This window comes from Amycolatopsis sp. NPDC000009 (genome assembly GCF_055563465.1).
The window spans coordinates 135,470-148,531 of the sequence record NZ_JBVHDI010000013.1 but is presented as its reverse complement, the minus strand read 5'-3'; the positions used below and the strand labels follow the sequence as shown (position 1 = coordinate 148,531).

9 protein-coding genes are annotated in these 13,062 nt (G+C 70.6%); 7 read left to right on the top strand and 2 right to left on the bottom strand.

The window, feature by feature from the left end; translation table 11 throughout:
• Positions 1 to 3,231, bottom strand: coding sequence for an AfsR/SARP family transcriptional regulator (locus ACZ3HL_RS29515; protein WP_465534847.1), 3,231 nt, complete (start codon positions 3,229 to 3,231; stop codon positions 1 to 3).
• 253 nt (positions 3,232 to 3,484) lie between these two features.
• Here ACZ3HL_RS29515 and ACZ3HL_RS29510 point away from each other — a divergent pair, with 253 nt between their 5' ends.
• The 7 genes from ACZ3HL_RS29510 (at position 3,485) to ACZ3HL_RS29480 (ending at position 12,085) form a co-directional block, all read left to right on the top strand.
• Positions 3,485 to 4,042, top strand: a complete 558-nt coding sequence (locus ACZ3HL_RS29510) for a response regulator transcription factor (protein ID WP_465417584.1) — start codon at positions 3,485 to 3,487, stop codon at positions 4,040 to 4,042.
• 186 nt (positions 4,043 to 4,228) lie between these two features.
• On the top strand, positions 4,229 to 5,932 hold the full coding sequence (locus ACZ3HL_RS29505) for an NAD-dependent epimerase/dehydratase family protein (RefSeq protein ID WP_465534846.1): 1,704 nt from the start codon (positions 4,229 to 4,231) through the stop codon (positions 5,930 to 5,932).
• Positions 5,929 to 6,723, top strand: a complete 795-nt coding sequence (locus ACZ3HL_RS29500) for a protein phosphatase 2C domain-containing protein (protein WP_465534845.1) — start codon at positions 5,929 to 5,931, stop codon at positions 6,721 to 6,723. Before ACZ3HL_RS29505 ends, ACZ3HL_RS29500 begins: the two co-directional genes overlap by 4 nt.
• Positions 6,720 to 8,441, top strand: a complete 1,722-nt coding sequence (locus ACZ3HL_RS29495) for a condensation domain-containing protein (protein ID WP_465534844.1) — start codon at positions 6,720 to 6,722, stop codon at positions 8,439 to 8,441. Before ACZ3HL_RS29500 ends, ACZ3HL_RS29495 begins: the two co-directional genes overlap by 4 nt.
• Positions 8,438 to 9,676, top strand: coding sequence for an MFS transporter (locus ACZ3HL_RS29490; RefSeq protein ID WP_465534843.1), 1,239 nt, complete (start codon positions 8,438 to 8,440; stop codon positions 9,674 to 9,676). The genes ACZ3HL_RS29495 and ACZ3HL_RS29490 overlap by 4 nt, the downstream gene beginning before the upstream one ends.
• Entirely contained in the window at positions 9,666 to 10,658 is a 993-nt protein-coding gene (locus ACZ3HL_RS29485) for a LuxR C-terminal-related transcriptional regulator (RefSeq protein ID WP_465534842.1), read from the top strand. The genes ACZ3HL_RS29490 and ACZ3HL_RS29485 overlap by 11 nt, the downstream gene beginning before the upstream one ends.
• Before the next feature lie 203 nt (positions 10,659 to 10,861).
• The gene (locus tag ACZ3HL_RS29480; protein ID WP_465417594.1) at positions 10,862 to 12,085 is read left to right on the top strand and encodes a glycoside hydrolase family 18 protein; all 1,224 of its coding nucleotides are present in this window, start codon (positions 10,862 to 10,864) and stop codon (positions 12,083 to 12,085) included.
• 81 nt (positions 12,086 to 12,166) lie between these two features.
• Here the strand turns inward: ACZ3HL_RS29480 and ACZ3HL_RS29475 are convergent, their stop codons facing one another.
• Positions 12,167 to 12,964 carry a hypothetical protein gene (locus ACZ3HL_RS29475; RefSeq protein ID WP_465534841.1) on the bottom strand — a complete coding sequence of 266 codons (798 nt, stop codon included), beginning with the start codon at positions 12,962 to 12,964 and terminating at the stop codon, positions 12,167 to 12,169.
• Positions 12,965 to 13,062 lie beyond the last annotated feature (98 nt).

Here is a 13,062-nt window from a genome sequence, read left to right as displayed (position 1 = left end):
TCAGGTCGCGAGCAGGTTCGCCACCCGGAATCGTTCGACCGAACCGCAGTCGGCGAGGATGTCGTGCGCCTTCCGCAGAAGTCCCTGCCCTGCACCGGGATCCCGTTTCGCGGTGACTTCGCCGAGGACGGCGAGCGCGTGTCCCTCGCCGATCCGGTTGCCGGTGCCGCGGTGCAGGATCAGCGCCCGCTCTGCGCATTCGGCCGCCTGTTTCCGGTCGCCGCGGTCCCGCCGGGTGGTGGCCAGTACCATCTGCGCCCGGGCCGCGAGGAGCCGGAAGTCCCGCCGTGCGGCCAGTTCCGCGGCCGTGCCCGCATGCGTGACGGCGTCGTCGAGCCGCCCGCCACGACGGCATACCTCGGCCAGCGCCAGCAGGCTGACGATCTCCGCGCGGGTGTAGTGGATCTCGTGGGCGAGTTCCACCGCCTGTCCGGCCAGCACCTCGGGAGCCACGGACAACTCGGTCCGGCCACCGAGTTCGGCCAGCGCCGCGAGCGCGTTCGCCTCCGCCCGGCGATCCCCTGTCTCCCGGGCCAGTTCCAGCATCGCCTCGGCATGCTCGGCCGCTTCGGCGAATTCCCCGGTCTCGGCGCACAACGCCGCCAGCGTGCAGAGCGCGGTCGTCTCGCCGTAACGAGCGCCGTTCTCCCGGTGCAGGGAAACACTCTTCGACAGCGACTCGCGCGCATCGGTCAGCCTGCCGAGGTCGAGATAGACCTCGCCGAGCGTGGTGTACACGTGCGCGGCGCCGTCGCGGTTGCCGGTGCGTTCGATGAGCGAAAGGGCCTCGGTCAGCCGCCGGATGGCTTCCTGCGGCCTGCCCAGCTCCCGCAGCAACGTCCCGATGTTGTGCAGGTTGACCGAAAGTCCCGCTTCCCAGCCCATCCGGCTGTTCAGTTCGATCGCGCGGTCGAGTTCGGCGACGGCCTCGTCGAGCGCGCCGAGCTCCCAGTGGACTCCGGCGAGATTGCCGCGCGCGGCGGCTTCCGCCTCCGGCCACCGTTCGGTGGTCGCCAGCTCCAGCGCCCTGGTGTAGTGCCGGACGGCGGCCGCGTAGTCGCCCAGCCCGCGATACACCTGCGCGAGGCTTTGCCGGGCGGCGATCCGGCCGCGCGGCTCGCCGTCCACGACCGCCGCGGCCAGCCCGGCCTTCGCGACGGCGACCCATTCCACGGAATGCCTCCTGAGCCAGAAGAAACCTCGAAGGGCGTCCGCCAGTAACCAGGCGACCCGGTGCGGGCCCTGCGCGGCGGCGTCGTGGACGATGGCCACGAGGTCGGCACGTTCCGCTTCGAGCCACTCCAGCGCATCGGCGTCGTCATCGAAGACGACGCCGGTCTCGCCGAATTCGGCTCCTTCACGCAGCCGGAGGATCTGCGGCGTGATCCGCGTGACCGCGGCGGTCGCCGTCGCGAGATACCAGCCGAACAGCCGGAGCCTGGCCGTCTCGCGTTCGGCCGCGCCGTCCTCGGCCCGCGCGCGTTCGGTCGCGTACAGCCGGAGCAGGTCGTGGCACTGGTACCGGCCGTCGGCGCCCCGGGCGACGAGATGGGCACGCTCCAGTTCGGCGAGAGCCTGGGACGTGTTCTCGGGGATCTGCCCGGCGAGCACGGCTATCGACCGTGCGGTGAAATCCGGCACCTGGACCACGCCGAGCGACCGGAACAAGCCCCGCGCGGCCGGACCGAGCCGCCGGTACGAGAGCGCGAACGCGGCGCGGACCGCGGTCGACGGGTCACCGTCGATCCCGAGCCGGTCCAGCCGGTCGGCCCGCAGCAGCCCGTCGACCACGGCGCCGATCGGCCGGTCCCCGCCGATGCCGATGTCCGCGGCCGCGATCCGCAACGCGAGCGGCAGCCCGGCGCACAACCGGACCAGCGTCGCCGCCGCCCGCCGTTCCTCCTTGACCCGCTGCGCGCCGACGATCCTGGCGAGCAGCCTGAGCCCGTCCTCTTCGGTCAGCAGGTCGAGCCGGACGGCACCGGCGTCGTGGAGGACGACGAGCCCGGGCAGTTCCTGCCTGCCGGTCACCACGACGAGGCTGCCGGGACGGCCGGGCAGCAGCGGCCGCACCTGATCGGCCGTGCCGGCGTTGTCGAGCACCACGAGCATCCGTTTGCCCGCGAGCTCGGACCGGTAGAGCGCGGCCAGTTCGTCGGGGTCCACCGGTATCCGGTCGGGCGGGACGCCCAGCGAGCGCACGAGCCGGACCAGCGCTTCGGCCGCGGTCACCGTGGCCGACCGCGCGTAGCCGTGCAGATTCAGGTAGAGCTGGCCGTCGGGGAACCGGTCGAGCGCGCCGTGTGCCCATTGCAGTGCCAGCGCGGTCTTGCCCACCCCCGCGGTGCCACTGACGACCACCACCGGTGCGCCGCCGGCGACCAGGGCGTCGATCCGGCGCAGCTGCGCGGTGCGGCCGGTGAACGTCGGCACCGCGGCGGGCAGCTGCCTCGGTCCGGCGGAAACCGGCTGTTCGGCGGTGGGCAGGTCCAGTGCCGGATCGGTGCGCAGGATGGCCTGGGCGAGGTCGGTCAGCTCCGCACCCGGTTCGAGGCCGAGCTCGCCGGTGAGCAGGGCGCGTGCCCGCCGGTAGACCTTCAGCGCCTCGGCCTGGCGCCGCGACCGGTAGAGCGCGAGCATGAGCTGGGCCTGGAAATGCTCCCGCAACGGATGTTCCGAGACCAGCTCGGTGAGTTCGGCGACGACGTCCGCGTGTCTGCCGAGCGCCAGATCCGCGTCGATGCGCTGCCCCAGCAGGACCAGCCGTCGTTCCTGCAGCCGGTCCGCCTCGACCTGGAGTGCGGCGCTGTTGTCGGCCAGCCCGCTGAACGGAGGGCCCTGCCAGACCGCGAGCGCCTGCCGCGCGAGACTTCCGGCGACGACCGCGTTCCGCCGCTCGTGTGCCGTGCGCGCCTGGTCGGCGAGGTCCTCGAACCGCCGCACGTCCAGTTCGCCGGGATTCACCACCAGCAGATAGCCGGGTCTGCGGTGCACCACGCGATCCGGATCCGCCAGCGCGCGGCGGAGCTGGAGGACATAGAGCTGGAGGTTCTTCGCCGCGGTGCGTGGCGGGCGGCCCGCCCACAGGCCGTCGACCAGCGCGCTCACCGGGACCACCTCGCCCGCGCGATGGAGCAGCAGCGCCAGCAGACGGCGGACCTTCGGCGCGCCGAGATCGAGTTCGGTATTTCCGTCGCGGACACCGAGCGGCCCGAGAATCGTGAACTCCATCTACCCCCCACTCACCTCGCCGGAATAATCGCGAAGTACTCGCGACCTTCCCGGATTAGTGGTCTATACCAGATTTATACCGGCTCTCCGCATGCTTCGGAACAAGAATTCAGCTGGCGGGAAAACAAAGTGCGACCGTGTAGGACGAACACGCCTGGGGGCAAGGTCAGTGTCTGCGTCATCCGCTCCGAACCCGACCGATGGAACGAGCCTGTCGACTGTACTCGATCTGGTTTCCACCGCAAGACGGGAAGTGCTGACCACCGCGACGGGCGGTTCGCCGTGGTTCGGCGGGACCGTCACCGAGGCCGCGCGACGCGGCGCCTTCCCGCCGCACGTCCGGGTGCGGCTGCTGTGCACGACACCGGCGGAGCACGCGCGCGGCGAGCTCATCGAGGCGGTGCGGCACGGGCTCCGGGTCAAGGTTACCGATCGGGCGATCGAAGAATCCCTTTTGATAGACCGGAGACTGGCGTTGGTCCCTTCAGGTGGTGACGACGCCAGAGGCTTGCTCATGGTGACCACGCCGACGTTGATCACCGCCCTCGCCGACGCCTTCGACCCTCGATGGGAGGAGGCGACGCCTTGGGAGCTGACGTCCGCTCGGCCGGACGAGTTCGAACAGGCGATCCTGCGCTGCCTGGTCGACGGAATGACCGATGAAGCGGTCGCGAACCGGCTGGGCGTATCCGCGAGGACCGTTCGGCGGTACGTGAACGTCCTCATGGCCCGCGTCGGCGCGAGGAGCCGGTTCGAACTCGGATTCCGGGCGGCGGAATGCGGGTGGCTTCCCGCCGACGCACTCGGCTGAAGCGGTTGTCCGGTTCCGGTCGCATTCTTCGTCCACTGTGGATTGATCATTTCCGGCGTCGCCGATCGATGTCTCTTTCGCCGGTCGCCGAGTCCGCTTTCGGCCAAATTCTGGTGGCGCCTGCCGGGACCGACCTAGATTCCGTTCTGGATCGTCTCGAATTCACGTCCTGATTGGACCTGCCACGTGACCACTCCGACTCCCCGCCACGACATGGTGCTCACCGGTGCCGTCATGACCCATCCGCGGCGGCCGGGACTCACCGGCCGTCTGCTGGCCGCCGCGCCCGCCGGGGCGCTGCGGCCGGTCGCCGATCCGGACCCTGCCGGACCGCCGACCGCCCTGCGCACCGCGATCCGGGCCTGGTCCGCGATCGCCGAAGGCACGACCCACCACCTGGTCCTCCAGGACGACGCCGTTCCCGCCGACGGCTTCTTCGACCACGCCATGGCCGCCGTCGCGGCCGCGCCCGATGCCGCGATCGCCTTCTACACCAACTGGAACTCCCGCAACGGTGCCGCCGTGCGGCTCGCCGCGCTGGCCGGGGCGAGATGGGTCACCGCGACCCACGAGTACACCCCGACCGTCGCGCTGGCCCTGCCCGCGGAGATCGCGGCCGGTTTCGCGGATTTCGCCGAAGCGCACGGCTCGACCTGGCCCGACGACGTCGTCATGTCCCGCTATCTGCGCGCGGCCGGGGTACCGGTGCTCCTGGTCGCGCCGAACCTCGTCGAGCACGCGGACGAACCCAGCGTCCTCCGCAACGACTCCCACGGATCACGGCGGTCGGCGTGCTTCGCCGTCCCGCCCGGCGACGACTGGTCGCTCGGCGCGGGCCCGCTCGATCCCGACGTCATCCCGTTCTTCAAGCACGGGATCGCGCAGTGCGTCGTCCGTGACGACGGAAGACCGGCGACCATCGACGCCGAGCGGTACTTCGGCCGCGCGGGACTGGATTTCGACGCCTGCCAGAAGCAACGGCTCGACGTCACCGGGTCGGTGTTCGACGCTCTCGACGAGCTGGAACGGCATCTCGACGAAGAAGCCGTCGAAGGACTCTGGACCACGGCCTATCTCCTCGGCGCGCTCGGGACCGGCCGCCGGCTCGACCGGGTCGGCTCGCTCGCGCTGGGCACGATCGGCGCGGGCGGTGTGTGCACCACCGTCGGCGCTTCCACGCTTCGGACGCTGCGGCCCGCTCTGTCCGAATTGGCCCGTCTCGGTCACGAGGCCGGTGCCCTGGCGCGACGTTCGCCCGCGCGGCGGCGGGAACGCGTCCTCGTCACCACCACCCACCGCCCGCTCGGCCGGGAGATCGCGCGTCATCTGGCCGATCGCGGATACGAGGTCCTGGACGGAAACGACGGACCGGACGTCGACGCCGTTGTCCACGTCGCCGAACCCGGTTCCACGCTCCCGCCGGTGGCGGCGCGGCACGTGGTCCAGGTCTGCCCTCCCGGCGCACCCGTCCCCGCCGCCACGCCGGGCACCAGCGTCCTGCGGACCGGCTCTCCGTACGGGCCCGGTATCGAGGGCTATTCCGTCCTGGAGACGTTCACCCGGCAAGCCCTGCTGGCACAACCGATCCAGGCCGACGTCCCGGCGCGGGCGACCCACCGGCCCGCCTACATCCGGGACATCGCGCTCGCCGTGCACCACCTCCTGCACCAGCCCGTGCCGCGGCGGACCGTCGCGACGCCGTCCCCGCTGACCAGCCAGGACCTGGCCGACGCGGTGGCCCGGACCGTCCGGAGGGTTCCGGTCAGCTGGCCGTCGTCGCCGCCCGACCCTTCCGCCCCTCCCCTGGTCGCCGACGAACCGGCGACGGAACTCGATCAAGGCATCCGCGCACTGGCCCAGTGGCTCGCCTACGAAAGGGAAGAAGCATGAAAGTCGATCGTCTCTCCACGCCGGGTGACGGCCTGGTCAACGAGGATCTGGTGCTGTCGGGCCGGTATCACGCGCTGGTCATCGACGGTGCGACGGCGGAACCGGGCGCGGAGACCGGCTGCGTGCACGACGTCCGCTGGCTGGTGGCCCGGCTCGGCACCGCGCTGGACCGGCTCCTCGTCGAACGTCCCGCCGAAGACCTGCGCGCCGTCCTCCGCGCGGCCATCGAGTCGGTCCGCGACGCCCACTCCGGCACTTGCGATCTCGGCAATCCCTGCGGCCCGACCGCGACCGTGGCGATCCTGCGCGAACGGGACGGACTCGCCGACTACCTGGTGCTCAGCGATTCGGCGGTGGTGCTCGAACGGCTCGACGGCACCGTCGAGGCCGTCATCGACGACCGGATCGACCGGCTGCTGCACCTGTCCTGGCAGGAGGTCCGGCCCCTGCGCAACGCGCCCGGCGGGTTCTGGGTCGCGGGCAGTGACCCGGCCGCCGCCGACCAGGCCCGCACCGGCACCGTGGAAGTCTCGCGACTGCGGCGCGCCGCGCTCCTCACCGACGGCGCGTACCGGCTCGTCGAACGCTACGGGTGGACCTGGCACCAGCTGCTCGACGTCGCCGAGCTCGACGGCCCGGCCGCCGTCGTCCGCGAGACCCGCCGTGCCGAACTCCGTACCGCGCCGGGCCACTTCGCCGGGAAACACCACGACGACGCGACAGTCGCCTTCTGCCGGTTCGAGACCACCGCCGCTCCCCTGGCCCGCCCGACCCACGAGGTGACGAAATGACCCGGTTCCAGGTCCGTTTCACCGGCAAGACGGCACGTTCCGGTCCGCTGGCGTTCGGCCACGCGAACATCGTCCGCGCCATCACCCTCGACGACGATCCGACGCGGCTCAACCTCGCGATGGTGTTCGACGTGCCCGGCGCGCCGCTGGAACAGGTCGCCACCTGGATCCGGGGGCTGCTCGAACGCCACGAGTCGCTGCGGACGACGTACTCGTTCGGAGACCGGACGCTCCAGCACGTGCTCGCGGAAGGCGAGGTGGAGGTCGAGGTCGTCGAGAGCGGCGGCGACGTCCTCCGGACGGCCGAGGGCACCGCGCGCGCCCTGCGGTCCCGGGTCTTCGATCTGACCGCCGAGCTGCCACTGCGTCTCGCCGTGGTGACCGAGAACGCCGTCCCGCGCCGGCTCGTCTGGGTGGTGAGCCACGCCGCGATGGACGTCGCCACCTGCGAACTCCTCCTCGGCGAATGGACCGAGCTGGCCGCGGGGCACGAGCTGCCGGAGGACGACTCACCGCAGCCTCTCGACGTCGTCGAACTCGAGAAGACGCCCGCGGTGCAGCGGCTGGGGCAAGCGGCGACGCGGTACTGGGAAAGCAAGCTGCGCACGGTTCCGCAGGCGATGTTCCCCGTGCCCGCCACCGGAACCGGCTTCCTCCGGCCCGGGCTGCGAGTCCGTTCACGGGCCGCGATGGGCCATATCGCGGCGATCGCCGAGCGGACCAGCGCGAGCCCGTCCGCCATCGCCCTGGCCGCGCTCAACGCGCTGATCGCGCACCGGACCGCGCAGTCCACCTGCGTGACGACGTCCTTGTCCGGTAACCGGGTGCTCAAGCAGTTGCGCCGCTTCTTCGGTTCGATGGCGCAGGACGCGCTGCTCCCGGTCACCATCCCGGAGACGTTCGACGAACTGGTCCACGCCGTCCGCGCCGCATCCGTGCCCGCGTACCGGCACAGCTGGTTCGAAGCCGACGCCATCTGGGAAGTGATCACCCGCGTCACCGGCGAACGGGGCTTCTCCTTCGCCAGGGATCTCGTGTTCAACGACATGAGCGCGCTGGGCGACACCGCGGTCGGCGAGCCGCCTCGCGCCGCGTACAGCAGGCTGCCGTCGGTGTGGCTGCCGGGTGGACCGGACGTCGAAGACGACCCCGAGATCGGTGGCACGCTGGCGCTCCTGCCGCAGGAGGACATCCCGACCCGCTTCTTCGGCTGCCTGTACCGCCTCGACTCGGAACTGGATCTGACCCTGTGGGTCGACCCCGGCTGTCTCGACACCGCCGAGGTGACCGAGTTCGGCCGCGGCCTCCTGGCGTTGTTGCGCGCGGCGGCCGAGGCGGATCTTCCGGTGAAGGAACTGCATTCGCTCACCACGCTCGCCCCCGTCGAACGCGGGGAAGGCTGGTACCTCTCGGACTCGTGCTGGGTCGAGCTGGACGCCGTCCGGGAACTGGTCTCCGACGTCCTGGGTGACCGGCCGCATCTGGTGACCGCGGAGCCCGACGACGTCCTGGGTCACCGCCTGGTGTGTCATCTGACCGGACCGGCGACGCCCGCGGACCTGCACGCCCAAGTACTGGCCGCGCTGCCGGGACGGCCGACCGCGCTGGCACCGCACCACTACGTGATCTGCGCCGAGCCTCCCGCCGATCCGCTGGATCCGGGCGCTTGGGCGGCCACGGCCATCGGCTCCGCGAGCGGGCGGGAGCTGCCGGTATGAGTCATGACACGGAAACCCTGACCGGTGAAGGGAAACCGGCCGCCGGACGGCTCTGGTCCGGCAACTTCAAGCTCTACCTCACCGCGCGCAGCGGGTCGATGCTGGGCGACGCGATGCTGCCCGTCGCACTCTCGATCGCCGTGCTGGCGGCGGGTCACGGGATCGACGGCGTCGGATACGCCCTCGGCGCGTGGATGGGCGCGCTCGCGCTGTTCATGCTGTTCGGCGGCGTGCTCGCGGACCGGTTCACGCCCCGCCGGATGATGATCATCGCGGACCTCGTCCGGTTGGTCGTCCAGGGCGGGATGGCGGTCGCCTTCGCCGTCGGAACACCCTCGCTGCCGACGATCGTCGTCCTGCAGTTCCTCAGCGGTGCCGCCACCGCGTTGTTCCAGCCCGGTGTGGCGAGCATGGTCCCGCAGGTCGCGGAGGACGTCCAGGGCGCGAACGGCATCCTGCGGATTTCCGAGGCGATCTCGGGCGTTCTCGGCCCGGCGCTCGCCGGTGTGCTGGTGGCCGTCGCCGGAACCGGGACCGTGTTCGGGATCTATGCCGCGACGTACGGCATCAGCGCCATCTGCCTGTTCGCCCTGCGGCTCAAGCCGATGAAGTCCACTGAGGACAGTGAACCGTCGTTCTGGCGTCAGCTGGTCGAAGGCTGGCGGGAGTTCGCCGCACGTGGCTGGCTCTGGGGCGTGATCGCGATCCACCTGGTGTACGGCTGTTTCGTGGCGGGCGTCTCCCTGCCGGTCGGCGCGGACCTGGTCGTCTCGGACTACGGGTCGACCGCGCTGGGCATCGGGATGGCCGCCTTCGGCGCGGGCGGGGTCGCGGGCGGCGCGATCGCCATGCGCGTCCGCCCGGGCCGTCCACTGCTGTCCGGGGCGATCGGCTGGGCGTTGTTCGCGCTGTACCCGATCACGCCCGCGGTGGGGCTTCCGGTCGCGTTGCTCATCGTCGGCTGGACGCTGGCCGGTTTCGGCCTCGCCTACTGGGGTGTCCTGTGGTCCACCACGGTCCAGACCCAGATTCCCGCGGAACTGCTGAACCGGGTCTACGCCTACGACGTCTCGGGGTCGCTGCTCGCGTTGGTGCTGGGCAGGTCGCTCGCCGGGCCGATGGCGAGCCTTTTCGGCGCACGGCCACTGATGATCCTCGCGACCGTGCTCGGGTTCGTCTGTACCGGGCTGCTGCTCGCGGTCCGCTCGATCAGGGATCTGCGAAGTGCTCAGTGAGCGGATCGAGGCCGACGAGTTCGCCGTCGAGGTCTACGAACGGATCCTCGACGGCGACGGGCCCGCGGGGATCGCGGCCCGGCTCGGCGTCCCGGCGGCCGAAGTGGACCGCGCGTTCGGCCTCCTGCGGCGGCTGCGGCTGATCCGGGAGACCCGCGACGGTGAGGTCGTCGCGGTCGACCCCGACAGCGCGCGGGCCGAACTGCTGCTGCCGCTGGAACGGGCGATCCACGACCAGCGCAGCCTGCTGCTGGCCCGGCGGCGGCAACTGCGTTCGTTCGCCGACGCCTTCGGCCGCGCGGAACGGGCGAACCCGCCGGTCCAGGTCTCGCGCGATCCGCGCGAAACCGAGTTGCGGCTCGTCGAAACGGCGAACGGCTGCGAGTCCGAAGTGCTGATGATGCAGTCCTGCGTGGCGCACGAGCCGCCGGAAGCGCGGCATCTGCGGCCGCTCGTGCTGGACGCGCTGCGGCGCGGGATCCGTGTCCGGGTGCTGTACCCGCACGCGGCCCGCGCGGACGCGGCGACCCGGTCGTTCCTGTGCAACGTCGCCTCCCTCGGCGGCCGGGTGCGGACCTCGGACGAGATCTTCGACCGATTCGCCGTCTTCGACCGCCAGGTCGCGTTCCTCCGAGCCGGCCTCGAAGGCGACCAGGCCGTCGCGATGGTGCACGGGCCGGTGATCGCGCAGTTCCTCGCCGGGACGCACGACCGAGGCTGGGAATCCGGCACCGACTTCGACCCCGGCCGGGCGGGCTACGCCGGCACCCTCGACGTCGTCAAGTCCCGGGTGCTGGACCTGCTCGCCGCCGGCCTCAAGGACGAGGTGATCGCGCGCCGGGTCGGTCTGTCCGAACGGACGTTGCGCAGGCACATCTCGGCGATGATGCAGGAACTCGCCGCGGAGAGCCGGTTCCAGGCGGGCGTCGCCGCCGCACGGGCGGGCCTCGTCGCCACTACCACTCGTACGCATCTCCACTAGGGCCCAGCGTCTTTGGTTGGGCCACACTCACCCGCGCCGGCCACCTCGCCGTCGGCGTCCGTGTCGCGAAAGCCACTTTCGCGACACCTGATATCCCGAAAGTGGCTTTCGCGACACGTTCGACAGGCGGAAGCGCTCAAATCGTGCGCGACACCGATGTACGCACCGCATTTCCGACGCATCCCCACTAGAAAGGATCTTCCATGCGACCGAAGAATCTGGCCTTACGGCTGGGGCTGTGCCTCGCCGCGGTCCTGGCACTGCTCCCCGCCTCGCCTGCTTCCGGGACACCGGAGATCGAGGCCGCCCCGCCACCGGACCGGCCGGTCCTGGAGGCGTTCTGGGGTGGCACGCCGCCCGCCGATCAGGTCCCCTGGGAAATGCTGAACACCATCAGCTACTGGTTCGCCTCACCGGCGGGCGGCCGGTGCAGCACCCCGGACGCCAAGCAGCGCAAGGACATCGAAAGCCTCGCGGCGGTGAAACGCGGCCACCCCGACCTGACCGTGCTGATCTCCATCGGCGGCTGGGCCGCACCGGGTTTCGGTGCCGGCGCCGCGACCGCGGAATCCCGGCGCGCCTTCGTGAAGTCCTGTGTGGACAACTGGCTGAGCGCGTTCCCAGTCGGGCTGGTCGACGGATTCGACGTCGACTGGGAGTTCCCGGTCTCCGGAGGGCTGCCCAGTATCGGCAACTCGCCCGCCGACCGCGCGAACTTCACCTTGCTGCTCAAGGAATTCCGGACACAGTTGCAGCGCTATGCCCGCGAACACGGCAGGCCCGGCCGCGCCATGAAGCTGTCCGCGGACATCCCCGCGGGCCGCGTGCAGGACGACGGCACCGGGACCGGGGGCGCGCCCTACGACGCGTCCACCAGTTTCGACCTGCGTGAAGTCGGCAGGCTCGTCGACATCTTCAACCTGATGACCTACGACTTCTGCACGGGCTACTCGAAGTTCTCCTGCTTCAACGACCCGCTGGTCAAGCGGCCCGGTGATCCGAACGACGAGTACAACAACAACGTCGGCGCGCTGAAGTACATGACCGGCCACGGTGTCCCGCGCGAGAAGATCGTCCTCGGCGTTCCCTTCTACGGTCGGGCGTTCACCGTCACCTCGACCGCCAACGACGGCCTCTACCAGCCGTACACGGCCATGCAGTTCCTCGACTACAAGGTCCTCATGGGCCCGGAGTGGGCCGGTGATCCCGGATTCCGCAAGGGCTGGGACCCCATTGTCCGCTCGCCGTACCTCTGGAACCCGGAGAAGAAGATCTGGGTGAGCTACGAGAACCCGCGGTCCATCCAGGACCGCTCGCTGTTCGCGAAACGCCACCGCCTGGCGGGCATGATGATGTGGGAGCTGGGGGCCGACGATCCGCAGCACAGCCTTCTCGCCGCGATGACCGGGCCCTGGCTCCGGCCCTGATGGAGCGGCCGGCGGTTCCCTCGGCGTGGGGAACCGCCGGCCTCCGCGGGATCGGGGAGTGGCACCCGGCCCGCGCCGCCGTCAGGCCAGGCGGACCTGGAAGACGGCGACCCGGGCGTCATGCCCGTCCACGCGCATGTCCACGGTCTTGGTGTCGATGAACTGCTCCTGGACGACGCCGTTGCCCGCCAGCCAGTTGATGCGGTCGATCCCGGTGCCGAAGCACCGGCGCTCCGCGTCCAGGCTGGTGGCCTTGTAATAGTTCCGGTTGTTGGTATCCGCGGTCCAGAAGACCAGGCGCCCGACGTTGTGGTGCGCGAGCACGCGACTGGCGTGGATCCTCTTGTGCTCGTTCCACTCGTCCCGCAGGTCGGCGCGCTGGTCGCCGTTGTACGCGTTCGCGATGTAGTGCGAGTTGATCAGCGCGAACTGGAGTGCCGGGTGGTTCTGGTGCCGCACCACGACCTCGTTGATCCAGCGGGGCGGGGTCACCCCGCTGATGCCGCCGTGCACGTACGTGGTCTTCGCGCTCGCCACCTCCCAGGGCTGCGGGATCGAGATCGGGATCCGGAACGACGTGTTGTGCCGCAGGAACGTGTTGTTGTACAGGGGCCCGAAGTAGTGGTCGATCATCGCGCGCTCACCGGTGTCGCCCTCGTTGATCTCCTGCCAGCCGACCAGGGGCCGCACCTGGGGGTCACAGTTGCGGACGGCGTCGATCGCGGCCTCGCGCGCGCCGAGGTTGTCACGGCCGATGTTGGCGGTGACGATCGGCAGCCTGAACCATCCCGTCGCGGCGGCGGCCGTGTCGGCACCGGCGGCCAGGACGCCGAGCGCGGCACCACCACCGAGAGCGATCGCCTTGCGTCTGTTGAGCATTCCGGACACAGCAGATTCCCTTCTCGCGCTGTCACAGCGGGACACAGCCCGTGAAAGTGTCACAGAATGCGGGGCGATTGTGACCCCTGCAAACCAAA

Bases quoted from the DNA above. Each gene is read 5' to 3' on its own strand.
- ACZ3HL_RS29515 (WP_465534847.1), bottom strand. From the start codon at position 3,231: ATGGAGTTCACGATTCTCGGGCCGCTCGGTGTCCGCGACGGAAATACC.
- ACZ3HL_RS29500 (WP_465534845.1), top strand. From the start codon at position 5,929: ATGAAAGTCGATCGTCTCTCCACGCCGGGTGACGGCCTGGTCAACGAG.
- ACZ3HL_RS29495 (WP_465534844.1), top strand. From the start codon at position 6,720: ATGACCCGGTTCCAGGTCCGTTTCACCGGCAAGACGGCACGTTCCGGT.
- ACZ3HL_RS29490 (WP_465534843.1), top strand. From the start codon at position 8,438: ATGAGTCATGACACGGAAACCCTGACCGGTGAAGGGAAACCGGCCGCC.
- ACZ3HL_RS29480 (WP_465417594.1), top strand. From the start codon at position 10,862: ATGCGACCGAAGAATCTGGCCTTACGGCTGGGGCTGTGCCTCGCCGCG.
- ACZ3HL_RS29475 (WP_465534841.1), bottom strand. From the start codon at position 12,964: ATGCTCAACAGACGCAAGGCGATCGCTCTCGGTGGTGGTGCCGCGCTC.